General features: G+C 56.2%; 22 protein-coding genes and 1 riboswitch. Of the genes, 9 read left to right on the top strand and 13 right to left on the bottom strand.

The window, feature by feature from the left end; all coding sequences use genetic code 11:
- Nucleotides 1–38: 38 nt before the first annotated feature.
- Complete coding sequence (locus FrondiHNR_RS07505; protein ID WP_279352168.1) at nucleotides 39–950, top strand: alpha/beta hydrolase; 912 nt, start codon at nucleotides 39–41, stop codon at nucleotides 948–950.
- On the opposite strand, the gene FrondiHNR_RS07500 is transcribed toward FrondiHNR_RS07505, so the two are convergent.
- The 5 genes from FrondiHNR_RS07500 to FrondiHNR_RS07480 form a co-directional block, all read right to left on the bottom strand.
- Nucleotides 930–2,006 carry an L-idonate 5-dehydrogenase gene (locus FrondiHNR_RS07500; RefSeq protein ID WP_279352167.1) on the bottom strand — a complete coding sequence of 359 codons (1,077 nt, stop codon included), beginning with the start codon at nucleotides 2,004–2,006 and terminating at the stop codon, nucleotides 930–932. The genes FrondiHNR_RS07505 and FrondiHNR_RS07500 overlap by 21 nt on opposite strands.
- Nucleotides 1,999–2,772 carry an SDR family oxidoreductase gene (locus tag FrondiHNR_RS07495; RefSeq protein WP_279352166.1) on the bottom strand — a complete coding sequence of 258 codons (774 nt, stop codon included), beginning with the start codon at nucleotides 2,770–2,772 and terminating at the stop codon, nucleotides 1,999–2,001. The genes FrondiHNR_RS07500 and FrondiHNR_RS07495 overlap by 8 nt, the downstream gene beginning before the upstream one ends.
- Entirely contained in the window at nucleotides 2,769–4,232 is a 1,464-nt protein-coding gene (locus FrondiHNR_RS07490; protein ID WP_279352165.1) for an MFS transporter, read from the bottom strand. Before FrondiHNR_RS07490 ends, FrondiHNR_RS07495 begins: the two co-directional genes overlap by 4 nt.
- Before the next feature lie 172 nt (nucleotides 4,233–4,404).
- The gene (locus FrondiHNR_RS07485; protein ID WP_279352164.1) at nucleotides 4,405–5,190 is read right to left on the bottom strand and encodes an IclR family transcriptional regulator; all 786 of its coding nucleotides are present in this window, start codon (nucleotides 5,188–5,190) and stop codon (nucleotides 4,405–4,407) included.
- 171 nt (nucleotides 5,191–5,361) lie between these two features.
- Nucleotides 5,362–6,411: a D-2-hydroxyacid dehydrogenase gene (locus FrondiHNR_RS07480; protein WP_279352163.1), complete on the bottom strand. Its 1,050-nt coding sequence runs from the start codon at nucleotides 6,409–6,411 to the stop codon at nucleotides 5,362–5,364.
- A 98-nt stretch (nucleotides 6,412–6,509) separates the two neighbouring features.
- Here FrondiHNR_RS07480 and FrondiHNR_RS07475 point away from each other — a divergent pair, with 98 nt between their 5' ends.
- Both FrondiHNR_RS07475 and dxs read left to right on the top strand, forming a co-directional pair.
- Nucleotides 6,510–7,439, top strand: a complete 930-nt coding sequence (locus FrondiHNR_RS07475) for an NAD(P)-dependent oxidoreductase (protein ID WP_279352162.1) — start codon at nucleotides 6,510–6,512, stop codon at nucleotides 7,437–7,439.
- 170 nt (nucleotides 7,440–7,609) lie between these two features.
- Complete coding sequence (gene dxs, locus FrondiHNR_RS07470) at nucleotides 7,610–9,568, top strand: 1-deoxy-D-xylulose-5-phosphate synthase (protein WP_279352161.1); 1,959 nt, start codon at nucleotides 7,610–7,612, stop codon at nucleotides 9,566–9,568.
- On the opposite strand, the gene FrondiHNR_RS07465 is transcribed toward dxs, so the two are convergent.
- On the bottom strand, nucleotides 9,565–10,332 hold the full coding sequence (locus FrondiHNR_RS07465) for a glucose 1-dehydrogenase (RefSeq protein ID WP_279352160.1): 768 nt from the start codon (nucleotides 10,330–10,332) through the stop codon (nucleotides 9,565–9,567). The two genes, dxs and FrondiHNR_RS07465, sit on opposite strands and share 4 nt — an antisense overlap.
- A gap of 106 nt (nucleotides 10,333–10,438) precedes the next feature.
- Here FrondiHNR_RS07465 and FrondiHNR_RS07460 point away from each other — a divergent pair, with 106 nt between their 5' ends.
- Nucleotides 10,439–12,244 (top strand): glycoside hydrolase family 15 protein, encoded by a 1,806-nt coding sequence (locus FrondiHNR_RS07460; protein ID WP_279352159.1) that lies wholly within the window; start codon nucleotides 10,439–10,441, stop codon nucleotides 12,242–12,244.
- Between the two features lie 156 nt (nucleotides 12,245–12,400).
- Here FrondiHNR_RS07460 and FrondiHNR_RS07455 read toward each other — a convergent pair whose 3' ends face one another.
- The 4 genes from FrondiHNR_RS07455 to FrondiHNR_RS07440 all read right to left on the bottom strand — a co-directional run bounded on the left by FrondiHNR_RS07455 (nucleotide 12,401) and on the right by FrondiHNR_RS07440 (nucleotide 17,632).
- Entirely contained in the window at nucleotides 12,401–14,578 is a 2,178-nt protein-coding gene (locus tag FrondiHNR_RS07455; protein ID WP_279352158.1) for a 3-hydroxyacyl-CoA dehydrogenase NAD-binding domain-containing protein, read from the bottom strand.
- A gap of 4 nt (nucleotides 14,579–14,582) precedes the next feature.
- Nucleotides 14,583–15,797 carry a thiolase family protein gene (locus FrondiHNR_RS07450; protein ID WP_279352157.1) on the bottom strand — a complete coding sequence of 405 codons (1,215 nt, stop codon included), beginning with the start codon at nucleotides 15,795–15,797 and terminating at the stop codon, nucleotides 14,583–14,585.
- A gap of 64 nt (nucleotides 15,798–15,861) precedes the next feature.
- Nucleotides 15,862–17,070 (bottom strand): HRDC domain-containing protein, encoded by a 1,209-nt coding sequence (locus FrondiHNR_RS07445; protein WP_279352156.1) that lies wholly within the window; start codon nucleotides 17,068–17,070, stop codon nucleotides 15,862–15,864.
- Entirely contained in the window at nucleotides 17,063–17,632 is a 570-nt protein-coding gene (locus FrondiHNR_RS07440) for a DUF3000 domain-containing protein (RefSeq protein ID WP_279352155.1), read from the bottom strand. Before FrondiHNR_RS07440 ends, FrondiHNR_RS07445 begins: the two co-directional genes overlap by 8 nt.
- A gap of 96 nt (nucleotides 17,633–17,728) precedes the next feature.
- Here FrondiHNR_RS07440 and FrondiHNR_RS07435 point away from each other — a divergent pair, with 96 nt between their 5' ends.
- Complete coding sequence (locus FrondiHNR_RS07435; RefSeq protein ID WP_279352154.1) at nucleotides 17,729–18,886, top strand: alpha/beta fold hydrolase; 1,158 nt, start codon at nucleotides 17,729–17,731, stop codon at nucleotides 18,884–18,886.
- 73 nt (nucleotides 18,887–18,959) lie between these two features.
- On the opposite strand, the gene FrondiHNR_RS07430 is transcribed toward FrondiHNR_RS07435, so the two are convergent.
- Both FrondiHNR_RS07430 and FrondiHNR_RS07425 read right to left on the bottom strand, forming a co-directional pair.
- Nucleotides 18,960–19,400: a SufE family protein gene (locus FrondiHNR_RS07430; protein WP_279352153.1), complete on the bottom strand. Its 441-nt coding sequence runs from the start codon at nucleotides 19,398–19,400 to the stop codon at nucleotides 18,960–18,962.
- 89 nt (nucleotides 19,401–19,489) lie between these two features.
- On the bottom strand, nucleotides 19,490–20,386 hold the full coding sequence (locus FrondiHNR_RS07425) for a sulfurtransferase (protein WP_279352152.1): 897 nt from the start codon (nucleotides 20,384–20,386) through the stop codon (nucleotides 19,490–19,492).
- A 153-nt stretch (nucleotides 20,387–20,539) separates the two neighbouring features.
- Here FrondiHNR_RS07425 and zapE point away from each other — a divergent pair, with 153 nt between their 5' ends.
- Entirely contained in the window at nucleotides 20,540–21,571 is a 1,032-nt protein-coding gene (zapE, locus tag FrondiHNR_RS07420) for a cell division protein ZapE (RefSeq protein ID WP_279352151.1), read from the top strand.
- Nucleotides 21,572–21,576: 5 nt separating this feature from the next.
- Here zapE and FrondiHNR_RS07415 read toward each other — a convergent pair whose 3' ends face one another.
- The gene (locus FrondiHNR_RS07415) at nucleotides 21,577–21,723 is read right to left on the bottom strand and encodes a hypothetical protein (RefSeq protein ID WP_279352150.1); all 147 of its coding nucleotides are present in this window, start codon (nucleotides 21,721–21,723) and stop codon (nucleotides 21,577–21,579) included.
- Between the two features lie 91 nt (nucleotides 21,724–21,814).
- Nucleotides 21,815–21,883, top strand: a riboswitch (guanidine-III (ykkC-III) riboswitch).
- 9 nt (nucleotides 21,884–21,892) lie between these two features.
- Between FrondiHNR_RS07415 and FrondiHNR_RS07410 the strand changes: the two genes are divergently transcribed.
- The 3 genes from FrondiHNR_RS07410 (at nucleotide 21,893) to FrondiHNR_RS07400 (ending at nucleotide 24,863) form a co-directional block, all read left to right on the top strand.
- Nucleotides 21,893–22,210: a multidrug efflux SMR transporter gene (locus tag FrondiHNR_RS07410; protein WP_279352149.1), complete on the top strand. Its 318-nt coding sequence runs from the start codon at nucleotides 21,893–21,895 to the stop codon at nucleotides 22,208–22,210.
- 119 nt (nucleotides 22,211–22,329) lie between these two features.
- Entirely contained in the window at nucleotides 22,330–24,252 is a 1,923-nt protein-coding gene (gene thrS / locus FrondiHNR_RS07405) for a threonine--tRNA ligase (RefSeq protein ID WP_279354499.1), read from the top strand.
- Nucleotides 24,240–24,863, top strand: a complete 624-nt coding sequence (locus FrondiHNR_RS07400; RefSeq protein WP_279352148.1) for an HIT domain-containing protein — start codon at nucleotides 24,240–24,242, stop codon at nucleotides 24,861–24,863. Before thrS ends, FrondiHNR_RS07400 begins: the two co-directional genes overlap by 13 nt.
- Nucleotides 24,864–24,885: the final 22 nt, after the last annotated feature.

Below are 24,885 nucleotides of genomic sequence, written 5' to 3'. Positions count from 1 at the left end.
TGAGTTTGAGGGCCGATGAGAGTGAGAGGATATTCTGTATGTCGCTGAGAATGACCCTGAGCAGGGTCTTGTTTTACGCGTTTCCTCCCTACTTAAACGAAAGAACAATACGCAGGGCTGTGTCCCGCCCTCGCAAAGAAGCGACCCCTCCCGAGTCGATCAGAAAAATCGCTCACATCGAAGAGTCCAGGGTGAAGGGACAGCGTGTTCTCACCCTTACTCCCCAAAAAAGCCCCTCGGGAGATCAGATTATATTTTTGCACGGCGGCGGTTTTGTCGTCCCCATCAACCTGTTTCACTGGTGGTTAGTTTCCGCTCTTCTGCGTCGTAGTCGGGCGACCGTTATCGTCCCGTTGTACGGGCTTGCCCCGGAGTACACGGCCACCGACGCCTATGAGTTTCTTGAGACGCTTTATCTCACGGCAACAGAGCGATCAGATGGTCACGAGATATTTATGATGGGTGATTCTGCGGGCGGTTCCCTTGCTCTGGGGTGGGCTCAGCGCTGCCGTAATGAGGGCTTGCGTGCTCCTGACGCGGTTATTCTTGTTGCCCCGTGGGTTGACCTGACCATGAGCAATCCGCAAATTCCCGCAAATAAACGCCGAGATCCGGTTCTCAGGCGCGGGGGATTACAACTTGCCGCTCGCTGGTGGGCTGGTGAGAAAGATCCCTCTGACCCCCTGGTGAGTGTTCTACACGGCGATATGCACGATCTTCCTCCGGTGTATATCTATCAGGGCACTCACGACCTGCTCTATCCGGATGCGGTGCGGCTCGCACAAAAAATAACGGAGGCACAGGGTACTGTGGAGCTTCGGGTATATCGGGGGGCCTTTCACGATTTTATTGGCGCTCTCTGGACATCGGAGGCGCGATCGGCGCTACGACGGATTATCGCGGTCACCTCTTCTCACGGGAAGAAAACATTAGTCCATTCTGAAGCGTAGCAGCACCTTGCTGGATAGCGACGCCTGTGACGCGATGCTAAATGCCTCCTCGGCGTCGAGTAGCGTGTACTCGTGAGTGATGATTGGATCCACCCACAGCGAACCGTCTGCAAGCGCTTGAATCACCTCGTTGATCTCCGAGTTAAATCGAAATGACCCCACCAGTTCAAGCTCTCGTGAGATTGCTATTGAGATGAGGGTAGGCTGCTCTCCCGAGGGAAGGAGACCCACCATAACGATGCGTCCGCCCCGCGTAGCACCGCGAACGGCGGAGGCCAATCCCCGATGGGTCCCCGAGGATTCAATGACGATGTCGGCATCAATGCCCGCGATGCTCTGAGCGCCGGGGGCGAGCAGAGTCCGGGTTGCGCCTACCGAACGCGCGATATTGAGCGGCCCATCGTGTATGTCTACCGCAATAATTTCGGATGCTCCCGCCCGGGCAAGAACAGCGATGATGAGGGTTCCGATGGGTCCGCTGCCCACAACAAGAACCCTTTTGCCCCGGGGATCGCCTCCACGTTTGACCGCGTGCCACGCGACACTGGTGGGCTCGGCGAGAGCAGCTCGACGGAGGGGGAGGGTGTCGGGTAGCGGGCGAAGCATGTCGGTGCTGAGAGCAATTGTCCTGGCAAAGGCCCCCCGGGTGTGCGGGAACTGTGCCGCGCTACCCAGGTAGGTACAGCCGGGGGAGAGATTTGGTCGATTCTGAGGGTAACGGCTGCCATCCCCCGGGCCGGGGCGAGCCGGATGTACCGTTACTCGAGTGCCGACTCCCGGGCCGCTTCCGTCTCTCGCAGAGGTCCGGACAATTCCCGAGACCTCATGCCCCAGAATCAAGGGCTCTCGAAGTATTGAGTCTCCCGCCGCACCGTGGCTCCAGTAGTGCAGGTCCGAGCCGCAGATGCCCCCGTAGGCGATATCGATGAGTGCCTCCTGTGGTGACGCGGGGGAGAGGGTAACGGTATCAACGCTGAGCTGGCCCTGCGCGTGTATGACAAGCGCCTCTGTTGTCTCGGGTGCAAGCGCTTCCGTCCTTGGGGAAGTTCTAGACAACGGCCGTCATCCCCCCGTCAACATAGACAATCTGGCCATTAACAAACGCGGAACCAGAGGAAGCCAGGTAGATCAGTGTCCCCACCAGGTCTTCAGCTTGGCCCCAGCGGCCCGCGGGAGTGCGTTTCTGTACCCACGTGCTGAACTCGGCGTTCTCGACTAGGGCAGCCGTGAGATCGGTGGCAAAATACCCGGGGGCGAGGGCGTTTACCTGGATGCCCAGGGGCGCAAGGTCTGCGCACATTCCCTTGGTGAGCATTCCGATACCACCCTTGGTTGCGGCGTAGGGGGTGATTCCCGGACGCCCGAGCGCGGTTTGCACAGAGCCGATGTTGATAATTTTTCCGGCACCGCGCTGTGCCATGTGGCGGGCCACCTGTTGTCCTACGAGGAAAGCGCTGGTGAGGTTGGTAGCGACCAGGTCATTCCAATCGGTGAGAGCAAAATCGGTGAACGGGGCTCTTCGTTGGATGCCCGCGTTGTTGACAAGAATGTCGATGGCTCCCAGATCATTTTCAATCGTGTGGATAGCTTCGGTCACTGCGGTTTCGTCTGTGACATCAAAGAGAATGGAAGACACCGTTGTGAGTGTGCTTTCCGCGATGCGTTCGCGGGTGCGTTCCACCTGTGTGGCGTTACGTCCGTGAACTATAACGGAGGCTCCGTGAGAGGCAAGCCCCTCGGCCAGCGTGCTGCCGATGCCCCGGCTAGAACCGGTGACAAGGGCCCGTTTCCCGGTCAGGTCGAAGAGGGTAGAGGAAGTCATATGTGTGTGGCTACTTTCTGTTGTGCGCTGGAACCCTGAGAACGGGTGAGTGTGTCTTTGCGGTATTCGGCCAGCGTGGTGAGTGCGGGTGGACGGGTCGAGACCTGTTCGGGGGTGTCTTCGGAAGCGTCAGTTGTGAGGGTGAGGTCCCGCGAGCGGGTCTCGGGGGTGATAAACGTGGTGCCAAATGAGATGGCGGCAAGTATAAAAACATAGATAGCGATTGGCCACCAGGATCCGCTGCTGGTCTGGATGAGCCAGGCGCCGAGCACGGGGGCAATACCACCGGCAAGTACGGCGCTGAGCTCGCGTGACATGGCAACACCCACGTAGCGGTGGCGATTACCAAAGAGCTCCGGGAGCTGAGCGCACTGGGCGCCGAGCATGGTGTTCACACCAAACCCAATGGCTACTGCGATCACGACGACCGCAACAACTGGATTTCCGAGCGAGAGCAGCCACCAACCGGGAAAGGTGAGCAGAAGAAGAAACAGGGCTCCAAAACGATATACGCGAATGCGTCCGAACCGATCCGAAATATGTCCCGCATAGGGTACGGATACCATGCCCACGAGCGATCCTATGGCAACGGCAAGCGGGCCTATCGAAGCGTCAACTCCGATGGTGCCCACAATGTAGCTCACCGCGAGCGTGCTAAAAATATATGATCCACCGTTCTCACCCATGCGCAGACCGATACCGCGCAGAACGTTAGGAAAAGAGGCGCTAAACACCTCCCGAAGGGGATTTTTGGAGATCTGCTCCTGTTTTTCAAGTTCGATGAAGGTGGGGCTCTCCTTGAGGCGGATGCGAATGAGAACGGCCAGGCCAATCAGGAGGACTGACGCGATGAAGGGGACTCGCCAGACCCCAGCGAGCAGAACCTCCGTGGGAAGTGTGCCCAGGTAGACAAATACCCCGGAGGCGAGGAGGGTGCCCGCTTGAATTCCGATGAAGGGCAGGGCGGAAAAGAATCCCCGGCGACGAACCGGAGCGTACTCGGCCATGAGAACCGTGGCACCCGCCTGCTCGGCTCCTGCCCCAAAGCCCTGGAGGAGGCGCAGTAGAACGAGTAGCGTGGGCGCCCAGATGCCAATCTGCTCGTAGGTGGGGAGTAAGCCAACCAGGGTGGAGGCTCCGCCCATGAGCGCGATTGTTGTGATGAGCACCCATTTGCGTCCCAGCTTATCGCCCATCGCGCCGAAGAATATCCCTCCGAGCGGACGGGCCGCAAACGCAACCCCAAATGTAGCAAAGCTCGCGATGAGGGCAACTGTCGGTTCGAGGTTGGAGAAGAAAAGCTTACTGAAGATGAGGGCGGATGCTAATCCGTAGAGTGCAAAATCATAGTATTCCAGCGCGCTCCCGACGCTCGAAGCGAGGGTTGCCCGTCGAAGATTTGCGGCGTACTCGGGATCGGATGATGATCTGACGGTGGTGTCTGTGCCTTCTTCGTCCACAGCTAATACCTCTCGTGTGTGTCTCTACCTCGAGGAATTCAGAGAAATCGCCGTTGATGGAGACGGTAGACCTCATGACGGGGATTTCCCCGTGAGAAGAATGTAACAGCTTTTTCACACAAAAGAAACATTATGCTGAATTAGGTTCAATATGCTGAACGCTTTTTGGGTGTTAGTGAGAGCTTAACGTTGGTCGCTTGAGCTTTTCCGCGGCCTCCCGCAGCGCCGCGGTTACCACGGAGCGCTCTTCCTCGCTATCGTAAGGATGAACCAGGGATGCGCCGATAGCAAAGGAGGGTTCGCCGTTTCGGGTTGAGGGGATAAGAACGGCAAGCCCAACAACGCTGAGGTGAACTTCACGATCATCAAGGGCCACCCCACGCGAACGAGTGTCCGCAAGCTTTTTTTGCAGGGTCTTCAGGTCTTTGGTCGATCGATTGGTGAGGGTCACCATCTGCGCCGGGTCGCTATAGAGGTCCTCAACCCGCTCCGGGGAGAGCTCCGAGAGCAGGGCCGTTCCTACCGCCGTTGACGAGGCTGGGTATCTATCACCAACACTCGCCGAGAGGGGGAACCTCTCGCGGCCCTCGTAAACCGCGAGGTACAATGCCCTGACGCCGTCGAGCATGGCAAGCTGAACCAGGTTATTTTGGAGGACCTCGGACTCCTCGCAGATTCTGTAGAATTCGCGAACCTGGTCGAAGCCCGCCAGGAAAGAACTGCCGAGCTCGACCGTGCGGCGTCCCAGTAGATAGCCGCTCCCAGTTTTTCGCACCAGATTTCCTTCTTCAAGCGCCGCGCAGAGGTTGGAGGTTGATGATTTTGCAATGCCGAGTTCTCGCGCGATATCGCTGAGCGGTTTTGCGCGTCCGGGATTCTGAGCGAGCAGGTCGAGTATCTTAACCGCTTTAACAACGGCGGGTGCCTGGGCGGGTTTATCGGTTTCGTGATTGCCCAATTCTTTCTCCTTGATGTTAAAATCTGGTGCGCAGGGAAGCCCTGGGGCTGATGTTGCGTTTACTCGGGCGAACAGTATCGAAGCGTCATGTGCAGGGAAAATCCGGTTGAGGAAACTTCCGATAGTGGTTCTGAATCACCGAAGTGCTCCGCACAAGAAAACCCTGTTTGGTCAGTAAAACTCTACCGTGTTGACCCGGTTGATGAGCTCCTTTCCGTCCAGGAGCCTCCCGGCGTTTTGGGCAAAAAGTTCTGCAATGAGACGGTCCTCTGCGGGGTTAAGGGCTGCCGTATGGGGGCTGATAAGCACGCGGGGAGAAGACCAGAGGGGACTGTTTGGTGAGAGAGGTTCGTGTGCAAAGACGTCGAGGGCGGCGTATGCGATGCGGCCGTTCTCGATTGCCTCCGTCAGCGCTTGCTCGTCAACAACCGTGCCCCGGCCGACGTTTACAAAGGTGCTTCCCTGTTTGACCCGGTCGAGTAGGCTTCGGCTCACCAGGCCCTCGGTGGTGGTGGTTCCGGGAAGCGTCACCACTATGCCATCGGCGCGTGAGACGGCCCGGGCAAGATCTTTGGGGTGAACGAGTTCATCCACGCCGGCAACGGGGTCTGTGCGCCTACTCGTTCCGATAACAGTTGCGCCCAGCGCTTTAAGCTTCAGTGCGGTTGCCTTACCGATGCTGCCCAGGCCAATAATGAGAATCGTCTGTTCCCGAATGAGCGGCATTGTCCAGCGGCCGGGCCAGAGTTTTTGCTTTTGATTGTGTTGCAGGGTGGGAAGCGTTTTTGCTCCGGCAAGCAGTCCAAAAAGAGCAAACTCAGCAAGCGGTTCGGCGTGAACACCAGCCGAGGTGCTAAAAGCTATGCGCTTGAGGTCTCGATCTGAAAGCTGGGCGCTGCGTACCTGTGCGCCTCCGCCCGCCGGCATGGTGTGGACCCAGCGGAGCGTCGGGTTTGTTTGAGCTGTCCGTGCAAGTTCCGAGGGCTTCTCGTCGGGAACCCCGTACAGAGCCTCCGCCGAGTCAATTAATTTTTCAAATGCCCGCTGCTGCTCCTGGGTGCGAGTGAAGGCGGGGTCTCCCGCGTGATCTCCCGGGTGCCGCATGGAGGGAAGGAGCGTCTGATCCCTCACAAAATCGATTCGGGGTTCGAGGGAGAGCACATGAGCGACGAGATCTTCGCTGATCGGGGTGGCGGCAACCACTCTTAGGCGGTTTGTCATGGGGCTATAATTTCCTTAGGGTTAAAGGGATAAAAAGCGTATCATTCATCATAGTGAACGATGTTCTGTATTCTGATCGTATGTTACAGGAGCCTGCGATGGAGAATTCCTCGAAAAATAGCATTGGTTTTATCGGCTTGGGAAACATGGGGCTGCCCATGGTTTTTAATCTTTTGGCTTCGCAAAAAAGTGACCCGCACCTCGCGCGGATAGCTGTTACCGGGAGAAGCCGCGAACGTGCCGAGGCCGCTACGCGAGGCGGTGCGCTGTGGGTCGACTCACCGCGTGAACTTGCAAATATTTCAGAGGTTATCGTCCTGATGGTTCCCGATAGCCTGCAGGTGGAGCATCTCTTATTTGGCCCCGAGGGAATCGCAACCGCTACCTCATCCAGCATCGTCGTGGTTTCTTCAACGATTTCACCCGAGAGCGTACGTAGCCTGGATCAGCAACTACGCCAGCGCACCGCAGAGAAGATGCGTCTGGTGGATGCACCCGTGAGCGGTGGCACCGAGGGGGCGCAGGCGGGAACCCTCTCGATTATGGTGGGAGGAGACGTCTCGGACGTAGAAAAGGTGCTTCCCATACTCTCGCACTGCGGTAATCCGGTGCACCTGGGTCCCTTGGGTGCGGGACAGGTCGCAAAAGCTTGTAACCAGCTCATTGTTGCGAGCACGATGGTGGCTATCTCTGAGGCAAGTGTTATTGCGGAACGCTCAGGACTAGAACTCAGTGCGTTGTTAACCCTCCTTGAGGGTGGGTATGCTTCCAGTCGAGTTTTAGAGACTAAACGTGAACGCCTAGTCAAGCGAGACTACACGGTTACTGGGGCAGCAAAATTTATGGTGAAGGATCTCTCTTTTGCAGTGGCGGAGGCTAGCGCCACGCACACGCCGACACCGCTCCTGGATACTGTTTTTGGTGAGTTTTGTGATCTCACCGAGGCTGGTCTGGGGGAGGAGGACCTGGCTGTTTTTCATCGGTTCGTCTGGGAAAAGAAAAGCGCAGAATACAAGAAGCCTGAGTGAGAAGTTGATCGTGAGAATAGCGAGACACGGTGATCTTATGGTGGTAGCATAATAATCTTCATCGTTGATTCGGTGAGTACAGAGCAAACTATGTGCTTTGGGCCGTAAACTACCCTGGGTGCCTGCCGCTACTTACGCAGCACAAACCCAAAGTGCTAAGAGGAGGTCGTGTGAGCGTTTTGAAGAGGATCAATGGTCCCCGTGATCTTGATCAGCTCTCGTTTGAAGAACTTGAGACGCTTGCGCAAGAGATCCGTGATTTCCTCATAGCCGAGGTGTCTAAGAGCGGGGGCCACTTGGGTCCCAACCTCGGCGTGGTCGAGACGACAATAGCTTTGCACCGGGTGTTTGACTCACCAAACGACCCCATTATTTTTGACACGGGTCATCAATCCTATGTGCATAAAATTCTTACGGGTCGACAAGACTTTTCTCGGTTGCGTCTTCGCGGCGGGATCGCGGGATACCCGCAACGCTCGGAGTCTGAACACGACATCGTAGAGAGTTCCCACGCCTCCAGCTCGCTCAGCTGGGCCGATGGAATCTCTCGAGCCTTTTCGCAAACCGGACAAAAACAACGCCACGTTGTTGCCGTTGTGGGTGACGGGGCTCTCACGGGAGGGATGACCTGGGAGGCCTTGAACAACATCAGCGACGATAACTCCCGCAACCTGGTTATTGTTGTGAACGACAACGGGCGTTCCTACGCTCCGACTATCGGTGGAATGGCTCGTTTTCTCAACGGAGTACGGACCAAACGCACATATCGTGACCTGCAGCGCTCTAGCGAGTGGGCGTTTGGGCGTTTCGGAGCGGGTGGACGTGCCCTGTATCGGGGTATTCGTGGCGGTACACGCGGATTTCTGAGCAGGTTTACCAATAACGAGTCTCTTTACTCAAACCTCGATATCAAGTATGTAGGTCCGGTAGACGGGCACGATCTCCGCGCCATGGAGGAGGCCCTGCGCCAGGCTAAGAACTACGGGCAACCGGTCATCCTCCACGTGATCACCGAAAAAGGACGGGGATACGCGCCAGCGCGTCTGGACATGAAGGACCAGTTCCATGCCGTTGGTAAGATTGATCCCTCCAACGGGCGTCCGCTGGGGATCGCTGCTGGGCGCTCCTGGACATCCATCTTTAGCGATGAGATTGTTAATATCGCGGAAAAGAACCCGCGTGTGATCGGTATTACAGCGGCTATGCTGCGTCCCACGGGACTCCACCACTTTGCCGAGCGTTTTCCCGATCGTGTGTACGACGTTGGTATTGCTGAGCAACACGCGGTCACGAGCGCCGCCGGTCTTGCCTATGGTGGACTGCACCCCGTCGTTGCAATGTATTCAACATTTATGAACCGCTCTTTTGATCAGGTCGTGATGGATGTTGCGCTGCACCGGGCGGGCGTTACTTTTGTTCTTGACCGGGCCGGGGTCACGGGGCCAGACGGTCCGAGCCACCACGGGGTATGGGATTTGGCAATACTTCAGGTTGTTCCTGGAATCCGCATTGCGGCCCCTCGAGACGCAGAGACGCTGCGCGAAGAATTGCGCGAGGCTGTTGATACTAAAAATGCTCCCACCGTGGTTCGTTTCCCCAAGGGTGTTGCCCCCACCTCAGTGCCCGCTCTCCGTCGAACGAACGACGGCGTTGACGTTCTTTACGAGGGTGACCAGAAAGACGTTTTGCTGGTCGCCGTTGGGCCGATGGCAAGCGTTGCGCTTGAGGTGGCGGATCGTCTGGCACACCAGGGAATCGGTTCTACCGTTGTTGATCCCCGCTGGGTCGTTCCCGTACCCACGAGTGTTATCGACCTGGCCGCGCAGCACCGCATTGTGGTGAGTCTTGAAGACGGTGTTCGTGTTGGCGGCGTGGGCACGCGCATTCGTCAGGATCTTCGCTGCGCCGGAGTGGATACCGCTGTTACGGAGCTTGGGCTTCCGGATGAGTTTATGAGCCACGCAACCCGCGAGGAAATCCTTGAAGACGCCGGCCTCACCGGTCAGCAGATCGCCCGCGACCTGGTGGCGCAGGTTTTAGGAAGTAAAATTCCCGTTGCGCGGCCCCTTCCGGGGAAAGAGGTGCCGACCACGACCAAGTCTATTGGGATCACCGCGCAGGATGCCTAAAGACCCACACTGCCCTGCATGATTCCTCCGTCGAGGAACACGGTCGTGGCTGTCATGTAGGATGACTCTCCGGACGCAAGAAAAACCGCAAGTTTTGCAATTTCCTCGGGGTGGGCCATCCTTCCCAGTGGTATCGCATCGTCAAGAGCCTTCATCTTCTCCGGGTCTGCCATTGTGCTGGTGTTAATGGGGGTCTCGACCGCCCCGGGGGCAAGGTTAACCACCCGAACTCCATGTTTTCCAAGTTCTACTCCCGCCGTTCGGGTGAGCATCCGAACCCCACCCTTGGAGAGGCAATATGCTATGTTACCCGGCATCGGCCAGTCTTCATGTACGGAAGAGATGTTAAGAATAAGGCCGCCCGTTTTCTGTGCGATAAACTGTTGAGCCGCGCGCTGGGTGCCAAAGAAGGCGCTTTTGAGGTTAACCTCAAGGACCCGATCGTACTGCTCCTCGGTTGTGTCGAGCACCGAAGTTCTGGTCTCAATGCCCGCATTGTTGACCATAACGTCGAGCTTTCCAAAACTATCAACCGCCTGCTGTATCATCTTTTGAATATCTGATACTCGGCTCACATCCGCCTGAACGCTTATTGCCTGTCCTCCCGCACCCTGAACTCGCTTCACGAGTTTGTGTGCCTCCTCGGGATGCGTAACATAATCGATAACAATGTTTGCGCCCTCGGCTGCGGCAGCGAGCACAATGGCCTCACCGATCCCGCTGTTTCCGCCGGTTACCAGTATCGTCTTATCCGTGAGAAGCATTTTGTTACTCCGATGTTTATGATGTAGATGATGTTCTCCCACCATACACTTTGCGTATTTTTGTATGGTAGAGGAACTTTCTGTTTGACTGTGTAATAATCGGATCATGGCCCGCATTGAAGACTATGCCCTGATCGGAGATTTGCAGGCTGCCGCCCTAGTGAGTAACACCGGGTCAATCGATTGGCTGTGTCTGCCTCGTCTCGATTCCCCAGCGTGCTTTGCTGCACTTTTGGACGCACCGCGTGCGGGTCGCTGGTTGTTGGCCCCTCCCGGTGAGGGAAAATCAACCTCTCGCCGCTACCAGGGAGACACTCTGATTCTTGAGACGGAGTGGGTTACCCCCACGGGAACCGTCCGTGTGATCGACTTTATGCCGCCTCGCGAAAAAGCTCCCGACGTGATCCGAATTGTTGAAGGAGTGAGCGGTTCCGTAGAGATGTACTCCGAGCTGAAGGTTCGATTTGACTACGGCAGTATTATTCCCTGGGTGCGGCACTATGCGGAACACATGTATGCCGTCGCGGGTCCCGACGCTATTCGTTTCAGCAGTCCAATAAGAAATTTCGGTAAAAACTGGGCGACAGTTGCCAACTTTACGGTGCAGGAGGGAGATCGCATCCCCTTTGTCCTCACATGGTACCCCAGTCAAGAGAAGGAACCCGCGCTGTTTTCTGCGGAGAGTGCCTATCAAGACACTCTGTCCTTTTGGAAAGAGTGGGTATCTCAGGGACAGCACGTTACGGGGCCGTACCGAGACGCGGTCACACGCTCCCTGATTACGCTTAAAGCGCTCACTTACGCGCCAACCGGTGGAATAGTTGCGGCCCCGACCACCTCCCTGCCCGAGAAAATTGGAGGTCCGCGCAACTGGGACTATCGCTATTGTTGGTTACGCGATTCCAGCTATACGCTACAGGCGCTTCTTGCCGCAGGATATGAGTCGGAGGCCCGTGAGTGGCGAGAGTGGCTCCTGCGTGCGGTAGCAGGAGACCCCGCAGACCTCCAGATCATGTACAGCATCGACGGTACCCGACGGCTGCCCGAGTCAGAGCTTTCGTGGCTCTCGGGATATGAAGACTCCCGTCCCGTGAGAGTGGGTAATGCTGCCTCTCAGCAGCTGCAATTGGACGTGTGGGGGGAAACGTTGGACGGGCTTAATCTAGCCCGCGACTCTGGAATCGGAACTCACGATGATGCGTGGGACATTCAGGTGGCGCTTATGAACCACCTGGAGGGTAACTGGCAGCAGCCAGATAATGGACTCTGGGAAATGCGAGGTGACCCGCGACACTTTACTCACTCGAAGGTTATGGCGTGGGTTGCCGCGGATCGCATGTCACGTTCGGTAAAAAAATATCAGCTGTGGGGCCCGGGGGAGCGCTGGGAGAAGCTGCGCGACACTATCAAAGCTGAGGTGTTACAGAAGGGATACGATGCCGAACGAAACACTTTCACTCAGTCCTACGGAAGACCCGAGCTTGACGCGAGTCTTCTGCTTATCCCGAGGGTGGGATTCCTCCCGGGGTCTGATTCTCGTGTCGAGGGAACAATCCAGGCGATCCGTAACGAATTGAGCGAGGACGGGATGGTACGACGCTATCAGACTGAAAAATCGGGCGATGGACTCAGCGGCGGTGAGGGAATGTTTATTGCCTGTTCTTTCTGGATGGTTGATGCCCTGCACAGCGCCGGTCACCGCAGGGAATCAACCCAGCTCTTTGAGCGTTTACTGGAACTGCGTAATGATGTTGGGCTTCTCAGCGAGGAGTGGGACCCTGTCGAACAGCGTCAGTTGGGTAACATGCCACAGGCGTTCAGTCATTTTCCCCTGGTCACGAGCGCCCTGCAGCTACACACGGGGCGGGCACACCGCAGCGATCAGAGCATCACCAGGGAAACTCGACTATAAACAACGCGGAAAGAAATCTGGCAGCCGATCCCAAAAGAAGCCCGGAAGAAACTATGAGAGATAGGGGCGGGGGGACTGTCTAACGAACACGTTCTCGCAAGGGAGACCGCACTGGAGATGGAGTAAAACCAGCGAGAACGTGTCCGAGCGTGAAAACTATCGGTGGATACCCCGAATCTGTGGGTCATGAAATGATGCCCCAAATACGCGCTCGCTCGCGCCTACTCGGTCGAGATAGGGGGTAACCCCGCCCATTTGGAAGGGCCAACCAGCTCCCATGATCATGCACAGATCAATGTCCTCGGCACCGTGCACAACGTTGTCTTCGAGCATGCGATGGATTTCATCAGCCAACCCGTCTTGTACCCGGTCAAGGATTTGCTGCCCGGTAACAGCCTGCGCATCAGCGGTAGCTTTTGCGCCCGTCCACGGGGTAGGACTTCCGTTGGCGATGATTTTGAGGGCACCTTTATCAAAGCCCTTGATTTTTCCTTTACCGTCTCGGTCGAGGATCTTTCCGTACTCGGCAAGTTTGTGCAGGTTATCACTTCGGTAAAAGCGGTCGGGGAAAGCCGCGTGGTGCGTGTCAAGAACGTGCGCTCCAACCTTGAGCCCTACGAGTTCAAGGAGCTCAAACGCGCTCATGGGAAGGCCGAAGGGATCCAGCGCGTGATTAACGGTTTCAAAGGGCGTACCGGTATCAACCGCATACATTGCCTCACCGAGCAGCTTGGCAAGAACACGGTTCACCACAAATCCGGGTGTATCACGTGTAATGACGGCGGTTTTCTTGAGCTTCTTTGCAACACTCATTGCGGTTGCGAGTGCTTCCGCGTTGGTCTGGGGTGCGTTGACCACCTCGATGAGCGGCATCACCGCTACAGGATTGAAGAAGTGGAACCCAACCAGCCTCTCGGGATGAGCGAGTCCAGCACCAATCTTCTCTACCGAGAGCGAGCTGGTGTTGGTGGCCAGAATCGCCTCGGACGAAACGTGTTTTTCGATCTCTGCAAAGACTTCCTGTTTAATCGCGAGTTCTTCAAAGACGGCCTCAATCACCCAGTCACAATCTGCGAAGTCGGCTCGAGAAGTTGTTCCGCTAACCAGGCTCTTGAGCCGATTTTTTTCGTCTGGCGAGATACGTTTTTTGTCGGCGAGCTTGTCAATCTCGTCATAGATATAGGAGATTCCTTTATCGACACGAGCCTGATCGAGATCCGTGATGATCACGGGAACTCGGAGTCGGCGCACAAAGAGCAGTGCAAATTGGCTTGCCATGAGGCCCGCTCCGATGACTCCAACCTTGGTTATGGGACGCGCAAGCGATGGGTCGGGAGCCCCGGCAGGCTTCTTTGCGCGCTTTTGGACCAGGTTGAATGCGTAAATGCTGGCCTGGAACTGGTCTCCGGAGATCAACTCGGCCAGCGCCTCATCTTCGCGTTCGAATCCGCTCTCTCGGTTATTATCTTTTGCGGCTTTGAGTAGTTGGAGGGCCATGTACGGGCTTTTGGCAACCGTGCCGATGCGGGACTCTAATTGTGATTTAGCCACTTTGATGGCGAGATCCCACTTGGTAAGACGCTCTATCTTTCCTGGTTCATTGGGGCGATTGACCGTAATCGAACCCGAAAGAACCCCGTCAGCCCAGCGGATCGAGTCCTCAAGAAAGTTTACCGGTTCAAAGATGGCGTCTGCGATACCGAGATCGAAGACCTCCTGCCCCTTGAGCATCCTGTTGTTTTTAAGCGCGTTGGAGATAACAACTTTAAGCGCATTCTCGATTCCGATGAGGTTGGGCAGTATTGTGGCTCCACCCCAGCCGGGGATGAGTCCGAGAAAGACCTCGGGCAGAGCCAGCGCGGGAATGCTGCTATCAACCGTGCGGTAATCGGCGTTGAGCGCAATTTCGGTGCCGCCACCAAGCGCTAAGCCGTTGATAAAGACAAATGAAGGAACCCCCAGGTGGGAAAGTTTTCCTAAAACAAAGTGTCCAAGCTGTGCCAGACGCAGGGCGGTCTCTGTGCTGTCGAGTTCGGATACCCGGCTCAGGTCGGCTCCCGCAGCAAGAATATAGGGCTTTCCGGTAACGGCTACCCCGCGAATTTCACCGCGTGTGGCGCGTGCTGAGAGTTCATCGAGGGTGCGTCCGAATTCGTCCAGGGTGCGGGGGCCGAGTGTGTTTGGTCGGGTGTGGTCTCGACCGTTGTCGAGAGTAACCAGGGCGAGCAAGCCTCCACTCGGCAACGGAACATCGCGAACAAAACTGTGTGTTACAACCTCGTCAGCGCTTGAATTGATGAGCGATGAAAAGTCAATTTTTGTGTAGTCAGTCATTAATTTACTTCTTCTGTGCTGTTTTTGCGCGGCCGGTATAGTGTGGGTTTTCCCAGATCATGGTTCCGCCTTGACCCAGACCAACACACATCGCGGTGACGCCGTATCGAACCTCGGGATGCTCGGCGAATTGGTGGGCGAGCTGATTCATGAGACGCACTCCCGATGACGCTAGGGGATGTCCGAGCGCGATAGCTCCGCCGTAGAGGTTAACTCGCGGGTCATCATCATCAATCCCAAAGTAATCGAGGAAAGAGAGCACCTGCACCGCAAAGGCCTCGTTGAGTTCAAAAAGACCAATATCCTTGATTGTGAGCCCCGCTTTGCGTAGCGCTTTTTCGGTGGAGGGGACGGGGCCAATCCCCATGATCTCTGGCTCTACACCAGCATAGGCAAAACTCACCAGTTTCATTTTGGCTTGGAGTCCAAACTCTTTGACCGCATCTCTGCTCGCAAGAACACACGCCGTGGCCCCGTCATTGAGACCGGAGGCATTTCCCGCGGTTACTCGACCGTGCGGGCGAAAGGGTGTTTTGAGGGCGGCCAAACCCTCCATTGTGGTGTCTGGTCGGGGAGCTTCATCACGCGTTGCCAAACCCCACCCAGAAGTGGTGCGCAGGGCAACCGGAATGAGATCGGGTTGGATCTTTCCCGCTTCGTAAGCGGCCGCGACCTTCTGCTGGCTGCGAAGGGCATAGCGGTCAGCACGTTCTTTTGTCAGGTGCGGAAAACGGTCGTGGATGTTCTCTGCGGTCATTCCCATGTTAAGTGCGTCTTCGCTTACCATGCGTTCCGCAAGAAACCGTGGGTTGGGGTCGGCGTTAAAGCCCATCGGGTGCCGCCCCATGTGCTCAACACCACCGGCAATTGCGATGTCATACTGGCCAAAACCAATACATGCCCCCATCATGGAGGTTGCGGTCATTGCCCCGGCACACATGCGGTCTATGGCAAATCCCGGCACTGTTTTGGGGAGTCCCGCAAGAAGCGCAGCCGTGCGGCCCAGGGTAAGGCCCTGATCACCCTGTTGGGTGGTGGCTGCGATTGCTACATCGTCGATTTTATCTCGAGGTATTTGTGGATTTCGTTCCAAAAGACCCACTAGGGCCTTGACAACCAGATCGTCGGCGCGGGTATTCCAATACATGCCTTTCTCTCCCGCTCGACCAAACGGTGTTCTTACACCGTCAACAAATACAACCTCGTTTATCGCGGCCACTGTGCCTCCATATCTTGATGCTGTTTACATTCTATAAAGGCCCAGGTTATCTGCGCAGGTAGTGTTAGTTTTTCAACGAATCCTCTTCGGACGACTCGTGAATATTTTGGTGTATATCTACAAGCGTCGAGGCAATGGTTTCGCCCGCCAGATTGATCTGCCAGGGTCTAGCCCCCGCCTCCCCGAGGGCAAGAGAGACAGACTTCGTAGTGAGTTCCTGCGGAGGGCTCCAGCAGATTCTGCGTAAGACCTCGGGGGTTACAAGATTTTCAAGAGGAATGTTGACCTGGGCCCCCAGCTCAATAAGGGCTTCACGCACCAGGCTGAGGCGATTATAAGCTTCAGGATAACGGCTTTTCCACGTGCGGTGCGGGGGAATTGTGTGTGTATTTTTTGGGCGGGCGAGGGGAAGCTGTTCAGCTTTTCGCCCGGCCAAAACAGCTTCCCACCAGCGGTCGATTTCGCGCTTGCTGGCGCGCCCGTTAAAGGTTTTGATCGCAGCGAGTTCTTTTTTTGAGCGTGGCATTTCAAGGGCGGCACTCACAATGGCAGCATCGGGTATTAAGCGACCGGGAGAGATATCGGAGGTGCGGGCAAGCTCGTCTCGGGAAAGCCAGAGTTCCCGGGCAACAGCGAGGTTGCGTAAGCCCGTGATTTTGTGGATTCCTGACATTTTACGCCAGGGGTCTTCGGGAGGAGGCTTGGGTTGTCGGTGAAGAACATCAATAAATTCTTCGTGGGCAAACTCCGTTTTTTCCGATTGCGCAAGGTGCTGCGAAAGAATTTCGCGCAGGGTCGGAAGTAGCTCTACATCAGCTGCAGCATAATCGAGCCAGGAGACGGGAAGTGGCCGGGTGGACCAGTCCACAGCAGAGTGTTCTTTTGCCAGGTGAATACCGAGTAGCTCCTCAACAACAGCGCCCAGTCCGACGCGGGGCATCCCCAGCAGGCGCGCCGCAAGCTCGGTATCAAATATGGTGACGGGATCGAGTCCCACCTCGCGTAGGCTGGGAAGGTCCTGGCTTGCGGCGTGGAATACCCATTCAATCTGGCTAAGCCTGTCTTGTAGGGGGGCAAAAGATTCAATGGCCACCGGGTCAAAGAGAAAAGTTCCTGCACCCTCTCGGTAAAACTGGATAAGATATGCCCTCTGCGCATATCTATATCCGGAGGCTCTTTCCGCATCAACACCGAGCGCGCCCGTTCCCGAGGCGAGCAGGTCAATTGCCGAATGAAAAGCATCCTGATCAGTGACTAGCTGCCAATCACTCACGCGTCATCCTTCTAGCCTGTAGAGAGGCCACCCCTTCGGAAGTGGGGGGTAAACCGGCAAGCATACACAAGAGCTCTCCCCAGCCCTCAACATGAGGGCCAATATTGTGGTCAAGGGGGGACCAGGACGCTCTGAGTTCAATCTGGGTTCCATCACCCTGTGAAGCGAGTTCTCCAAATCCCGTCGATAAAATTTTAGTGGATGTTCCTGAAGCCGCCGTGTACCGTGCGCTGCGCGCATTAAGTCCATCGATTAGCCACGACCAGGTAACCTCTGCCAAGAAAGGGTCGAGTCCAATCTCTGTCTCAAGGGGTGCCTGAGCAAAACAGATAGCTCGAAAAGCCCCACCCCATTCCTCGGGCTCTTCAGGGTCATAGAGTAGTATAAAGCGACCGGTTCCGTGCGGGGAGTCTACTCCGTGCTGTTGGGGAGTAATGTCGGCGGCTAGCGATACGGAGTGCGGAGCAAGCCGTGCCGGCGGCTCTATTGAGCGCACCAGTAGTTCTGGGCGATATGCTGCGCTACGAATGGAGTTGATTGCGTGAACGAATTCAGGCGGCATCTCGTGTTCCCTCTGATTGTTCACAGTTGAAGAGTAGATTCTTTATAGCGCGCGTTCTGTGAGCCACGCCGATGTTGCGGGGAGTAGCATCAAATTATGCGCAGAATAAAAGCGACCTGGATCTGGAGTACAGCCGTTGTAGCGGGAACTGTAGCCCTGGTGGGAGGTGCTTTTGGGGCGATTGCACTCGGTTTTGCCAGGGCAGTGGTTGTGCCCCCGAGGAAAAAAGAGAACGACATTCGTATTGTCGCTTCAGACCTGCTAGCAGAGACGGTGACGCTCAGCGTTACTGCAGACTCCGTGCTTCCCGGGCAATACACTCTCGTTTCGGGCAAAGGTGGTGTGGATATCAGCCGTGTTGGTAAAGTACTCCACACTGATGGCCATACGGTGACCCGGCATCTCCTCACGGTTGATCGGGGGTCACCCCGTCCTGGAACGCACGCTCGCATCAGCGGCTGGTATTATCTCACCCCGGCGGAACTCGGTTATGAGGTGAGGGAGGTGCAGATTAATACTGAGGTGGGGGATGCTCCCGCCTGGTGGGTTCCCCATGCGAAGGATCGCGGACGGTGGGCTATACACGTTCACGGTCGCGGCGTACAGCGAGGGGAAACTATCCGCGGGGTTCCCCCGTTCTACGAGAGCGGATATAGCAACCTGCTGATCTCCTACCGCAACGATGGCGAAGCTCCACCGAGTGGTGATGGGCACTCTTCCCTGGGACAAACGGAGTGGCGTGATGTTGAGAGCGCCATAGATTTTGCGGTGAAAAACGGAGCAAAAGGTATTGTTTTGTTTGGGTGGTCAATGGGCGGGGCGGTTGTGCTTCAGACACTGCTGCGTGCAAAAAATCGACACCTTATTAGGGGAGTGGTGCTTGACTCTCCAGTGGTGGACTGGAGCGAGACTCTCAGAAGTTTGGGTCGTGAACTTCACCTCCCCAGACCGATCCAAAACTGGGTTCTGGGGTTATTGCGCACCGGGTGGTATCGTCTGAAGCACCGTGCACCGATTGATCTCGACTCGCTTAACCTGGTCAGACGAGCCGATTTACTCACGGTCCCCATCCTGCTGCTGCACAGCGATGACGACGGGTACGTTGTGTCGGGACCCTCGCGACAGCTGGCGGAGGCTCGTCCAGATCTGGTAACCTTTGTGCCCTTCGTAGTCGCGCGACACGCGAAGCTCTGGAACTACGATCGTGCACTCTGGACTCAGACTATTCGTGAGTGGCTTACCGCATTAAAATAGGTGTCGCCCTTGTGTATAGCTGGCAGCAAGAACCCCGCGATGTGTAAGGTAAGTAATTGGTCAACCCCTCGGACTATTGGCCGGTTTGTCTTTTTACGCCGCGTTTAATGCGGCCCAGAATGCCCAGCATCCCCCTGAGGCGTAAGGGGGAGACGGCTTCCGTGAGACCGAGCATATAGGGAAAATCATCCGGGACCGAGAGGAGCTCTTCTACCGTGAGGCCGTCCAGTCCTTGCGCAAGAATAGAGGCGAAACCCCTGGTTGTAGGCGCCTCGCGGGGTGCGGTGGCGTGTAGATGAAATAGCCCCTGATGATCAACCTCGGGAAAAATAAAGACGGGTGCCTGGCACTCTTCTACACGCTCAAGAAGGTCGGGATGTTCCGCGTACCGCTCGGGAAGCTCGGGAAGTTCTTGAGAGAATTCGAGTAGGAGCTGAAGCCTGTCTCGCTGCTCGAGCGCAAGGAAGTCTTCTCGAATCTCCTGGAGAGCACGAGGTAAAGAGTTTTCAGTCACCTGATCAATAGTACCCGCTAGCACCGGGGGTAAAGTGATGGCCCCGCACCGGGTATCTCCCAGTGCGGGGCCATCAAAAGCGAACGAATTTAGGCGGGCACCGTTCCACGGGCCTCGCCCTGGACGATTGGAACTCCGACGGAGCTGCCCCACTCGGTCCACGAACCGTCGTAATTGCGCACCCTGTCGAAGCCCAGGAGGTGCGTGAGGACAAACCAGGTGTGACTCGAACGCTCGCCGATGCGGCAATAAACGATAATTTCGTCATTGTCGCTGAGGCCTGCACCCGTGCGATAGAGCTGGTTAAGCTCTTCCGGGCTGCGGAACGTTCCATCTTCGGCAGCGGCCTTTGCCCAGGGAATGCTCGCAGCGGTGGGAATGTGACCCGCGCGGAGTGCTCCCTCTTCCGGGTAGTCTGGCATGGTCGTGCGTTTGCCTGTGTACTCGTCTGGTCCACGAACGTCGATGAGGGGCTTCCCTAAGTTTTTGAGAACGTCGTCTTTATAGGCGCGCAACAGGGAGTCGTTACGTTGAATAACGGGATAGTCCGAGACGGGCCTCGGGGAAACTTCTGTTGTGAGGGGGCGTCCCTCGACAATCCACTTATCGCGGCCGCCGTTGAGGAGCCGGACATCCTTATGGCCAAAGAGGGAGAATATCCACAGGGCATAAGCAGCCCACCAATTACTTTTGTCGCCGTAGATCACCACGGTGCTATCGCGGCTGATTCCCTTCTCGCTCATTATTCGAGAAAATTCTTCGCCGTTCACAAAATCGCGCATGATGGGATCATTCAGATCCGTGTGCCAGTCAATTTTGACTGCCCCGGGGATGTGCCCAGTTTCGTAGAGGAGTACGTCCTCGTCCGATTCCACAACAACAAGACCCTCACGGCCCAGGTTTTTCTCTAGCCATTCGGTGCTGACCAGGCGTTCAGGTCGTGCATAGCCAGCGTGTGCCGCGGCTGTATCTATTTCAATGGACATTTCTGACTTATCTCCCTCCAGTTTTAATCGGTGATCCCCACTAGGCTACTTCTGTGGCCCTGGAACGAATCTACGTGATAGACCTGTGATTTTACCCAGGCCATAAATTTTTATGATACCTTTCCCATCACAGAAGATTGAACCTCTAGGTTAATGGACTCAACGCAAACATACACAATGATTCATCTGGTTGATCGTCTCCCCACGGTTTCGGGTACCGAGATCGTACAGAACCTCACCCCGCCCCCGCAGTTTGCGGGTGCCACTTTTGAGAGCTACCGTCCCGACCCCCACTATCCCTCGCAGGCAGAAACGGTGGGGAGGTTGCGCGACTTTAATGAATCACCGGTAAAAAGCGGCAGGCTTTTTAATCGTAAAAAGGCTCGGGCGACAAGCGGTGCCACGGGTGTGTACCTTGACGGCGGCTTTGGCGTGGGTAAAACCCATCTTTTGGCTGCGCTGTGGCATCAGTCCCAGGGACGCAAATACTTTGGTACCTTCATCGAATACACGGCGCTTGTGGGGGCGCTCGGGTACTCCGCCGCCGTGGAGGCTCTGCGGGGTGCATCCCTCATCTGTATTGATGAGTTTGAGCTTGATGATCCGGGCGACACCATGATCATGACCCGCCTTCTGGGTGAGCTCACTGCCGGGGCTACAAGAGTGGCGGCAACCTCAAATACCCCGCCCAATGCGCTGGGAGAAGGGCGCTTTGCCGCGGCCGACTTCCTCCGAGAGATTCAGGCCCTGGCCGCAAACTTTGAAACAATCCGGATTGACGGAACCGACTATCGGCAGCGTGATCTTGAGGGGCACGCTAAAACCACCGATGTGGCGGAGTACGAGGGTATCCTTGAGGCAGAGCAGGTATTAGGGAAAAATGTGACCAGCGATTCCTTTTCTTCCCTCATGAGTCATCTCGCTAAGATTCACCCATCGAGTTTTGTTCGCCTTCTCGATGGTATTGACGTGATCGGAATCACCGATGTAACGGAGCTTGACGATCAGACCGGTGCGTTACGCTTAGTGGCCTTTATCGATCGTGTTTACGATGCCCAAATACCTATTGTTGCTACGGGGGTATCCCTTGACCAGGTCTTTGGTGGGGGCATGCTCAGCGGGGGTTATCGTAAAAAATACCTGCGCTCCATGTCGCGTATGAACGCTCTGACCGCTGAAATATAGGCGCTCTATCCATCATTTTTGCGTATCCACTGCACCTGGAAGCCCTCGGGGACTCGATCCTTGAGGAGAGCGTTTGCGGAGGGGAGGTCATCCGCTTCAATCTCGATTTCTTGGGTTTCTAGCGAACGGAGCATAGCTGTGTATGTGGCCATTCTGTCAGGCTATCAAGTTCCTTGAGACATGATCCGTGACCGCACCGAGGGACAGAGTATCCGGATGTGGATCAGATACTGATAGCCTTGAGCATAGATCCCGGAGGGAGAGGATCCCGGACGACGGTTCAGTACCCGGAATGCGACAAGACTGGCCAGGAGAGCGCTCGTGTCGTGGATTATTCTTGTTGTTTCGGGGGTCTTAGAAGCGGTGTGGGCAACCGCTCTCGGAAAATCCGAAGGCTTTACAAAACCGCTACCCACGGTTATTTTTGGTGTCGCGTTGGTGGTCAGCATGGGAGGGCTAGCCGTGGCTATGCGCCACATCGAGACGGGAACGGCATACGCCGTGTGGGTTGGCATCGGTGCCTCACTGACCGTTATCTACTCGATGGTCACCGGAGATTCAAGCGTCTCGCTCGTTAAGGTTCTGCTTCTTATTGGTCTGGTCGGGTGCATTGTGGGGCTTAAAGTTGTTTCCGAGTAACATCCAATGACTCGCAATCATGCGGGTTGCTTGTAGAGTTGTTCTGTTACAACATCTCATCAGGGAGCACACTCGTGGCTGACGGTTTTTCACTATTTACTGATCGTTCCATTGTCGCTATGCGCGTTAATGGAGAACTTCAAGATCTCGCAGCGACCGTGTCAGAAAACGACACGGTCGAGCCGGTTACGATCAATTCGCCCGACGGCCTCAGCATTTTGCGCCACTCAGCGGCTCACGTACTGGCTCAGGCAGTGCAACAGATCAACCCGGATGCAAAGCTGGGTATCGGCCCGCCCGTAACAGACGGCTTTTACTACGATTTTGATATTGCCGAGCATTTTACCCCGGAAGACCTGAAGGGTCTCCAGAAGGCGATGGACGGGATCATTCGCCAGGGTCAGCGTTTTATCCGGCGAGTTGTTACCGAGGAGGAAGCCCGCTCGGAACTCGCCGCGGAGCCGTACAAGCTTGAGTTGATCGGCATCAAGGGAAATCCGGGGGAGGGGGATTCCGGGGAGAACGTTGAGGTCGGTGGCGCCGAACTCACCATCTACGACAACGTTGACCCCAAGACGGGCGAAACGGTGTGGAAAGACCTGTGCCGCGGGCCTCATCTTCCCAACACCCGTATGATTGGCAACGGCTATGCCCTGACACGGGTGGCCGCTGCCTATTGGCGGGGTTCCGAAAAAAATCCTCAACTTCAGCGTATCTACGGTACAGCCTGGCCCACAAAAGATGAGCTGCGTGAGTACCAGGTGCGTCTTGAGGAAGCTGCAAAACGCGATCACCGACGACTGGGTGCCGAACTTGATCTCTTTAGCTTTCCCGAAGAATTGGGTAGTGGGCTTCCCGTTTTTCATCCCCGTGGCGGCATCATTCGTAACGAGCTTGAGGACTACTCGCGCAAGCGTCACATTGAGGAGGGGTACTCCTTTGTAAACACCCCCCACATTACGAAGGGGCATCTCTACGAGGTGTCGGGACACCTTGATTGGTACCGCGAGGGTATGTTCCCTCCGATGCATGTTGACGCCGAGTACAACGCAGACGGAAGTCTTCGCCGGGCCGGCACCGATTACTATCTCAAGCCGATGAACTGCCCGATGCACAACCTGATTTTTCGGGGATCGGCGCGTTCTTATCGTGACCTACCGATCCGTTTGTTTGAGTTTGGAACCGTTTATCGGTATGAAAAATCCGGTGTTGTGCACGGGCTCACGCGCGTCCGCGGTCTTACCCAGGATGATGCGCATATCTACTGCACCCGGGAGCAGATGAAGGGTGAGCTCACTCGCACGCTTGAGTTTGTACTCGGTCTTCTGAAGGATTACGGACTGGACGATTTCTATCTGGAGCTTTCAACCAAAGACCCCGAGAAGTTTGTGGGCAGCGACGAAGCCTGGGAGGAGGCAACCAATACCCTGGCCGAGGTTGCCGAGGCCTCCGGCCTAGAGCTTGTTCCCGATCCCGGGGGTGCCGCCTTCTACGGCCCAAAGATCTCGGTTCAGGCGCGTGACGCCATTGGTCGTACCTGGCAGATGTCGACCATCCAGCTTGACTTTAATCTGCCAGAGCGTTTTGATCTCGAATATGCAGCGGCTGATGGAAGCAGGCAGCGGCCGGTAATGATTCATCGGGCACTGTTTGGCTCGATTGAGAGGTTCTTTGGGGTGCTTACGGAGCACTACGCGGGAGCTTTTCCCGTGTGGCTTGCTCCCCTTCAAGCGGTGGGAATTCCCGTGGCGCAGGAGTACGCTGATTACCTAGGAGAAGTTATTACGGAGTTACAATCCCACGGTGTGCGTGCCGAGCTTGACCGCTCCGACGAGCGCATGCAAAAGAAGATCAGGAATCACACCAGAGCCAAGGTTCCGTTTCAATTGATTGCTGGTGAAGAGGATCGGGCAAACGGTTCCGTGAGCTTCCGCTTCCGCGACGGCACCCAGCTCAACGGCGTGCGTATTGCGGAGGCCGTGGAGCGTATCCGAGAATCGATAAAATCTCACGAACAGGTAGTCACGGCATGGCACGCCTAGGGCTGGGAGACTACGAGGGAAAGCCCGGGGGAAATACCCCTGACGGCTCAGGCCCCGCGCCGGGTGGTTTCTCCGAAAGCGTCGATCCGTCGCACCTGGCGGGGGTGCCCGACGAGTTTCAAAGGCTGTGGACTCCACACCGTATGGTGTACATTCAGGACGGACAGCAGCCGAGCGGCGATGACTGTCCTTTCTGCTACGCACCAACCGTCTCCGACGAGGAGGGGCTGATTGTCGCGCGAGGCAAAACAGCTTTTGTGCTACTGAACCTTTTTCCATATAACAGCGGCCACGTGCTCGTGTGTCCCTACAGGCATATCGCCACATATGATCTGGCGACGGTGGAGGAGATAACTGAGATCGGTGAGCTCACCCAAACGGCCATGAGAGTCATTGCAAAGACCTCACACAGCGACGGCTTTAATATCGGTATGAACCAGGGTATGGTGGCGGGTGCGGGGATTGCCGCGCACCTGCACCAGCACATTGTTCCCCGCTGGGCCCAGGACGCTAATTTTTTGCCGATTATCGCCCGTACCAAGGCTCTTCCCCTGCTACTGGGTGACGTTCGAGCCTCGCTGGCTGAGGCGTGGCTTCGGATGACGAGCTAGACTGTTCATAATATTTTTAAGA

The organism is Lysinibacter sp. HNR (genome assembly GCF_029760935.1).
GTDB lineage: Bacteria > Actinomycetota > Actinomycetes > Actinomycetales > Microbacteriaceae > HNR.
The sequence above is the reverse complement of the archived record's forward strand: the minus strand, read 5'-3'. Positions and strand labels throughout refer to the sequence as shown.